This is a genomic window from Bacillus sp. mrc49, from assembly GCF_002803435.1.
This window is the reverse complement of the sequence record NZ_PHNG01000088.1, coordinates 1-365: the sequence shown is the minus strand read 5'-3', so window position 1 is coordinate 365 and position 365 is coordinate 1. Positions and strand designations below refer to the sequence as shown.

The 365-nt window shown below is 54.0% G+C and carries 1 rRNA gene; it reads left to right on the top strand.

The annotated features are described in order from the left end of the window. Nucleotides 1-365 (top strand): 23S ribosomal RNA (locus CVN76_RS00605); the annotation flags it as partial.

The window sequence follows — 365 nt, the reverse complement described above, 5'->3', positions numbered from 1 at the left end:
GAGCACGAAGGTTAGCTAATCACGGTCGGACATCGTGAGGTTAGTGCAAAGGCATAAGCTAGCTTGACTGCGAGAGTGACGGCTCGAGCAGGTACGAAAGTAGGTCTTAGTGATCCGGTGGTTCTGAATGGAAGGGCCATCGCTCAACGGATAAAAGGTACTCCGGGGATAACAGGCTGATACCGCCCAAGAGTTCATATCGACGGCGGTGTTTGGCACCTCGATGTCGGCTCATCACATCCTGGGGCTGAAGTAGGTCCCAAGGGTATGGCTGTTCGCCATTTAAAGTGGTACGCGAGCTGGGTTTAGAACGTCGTGAGACAGTTCGGTCCCTATCTGCCGTGGGCGTTGGAAGATTGAGAGGG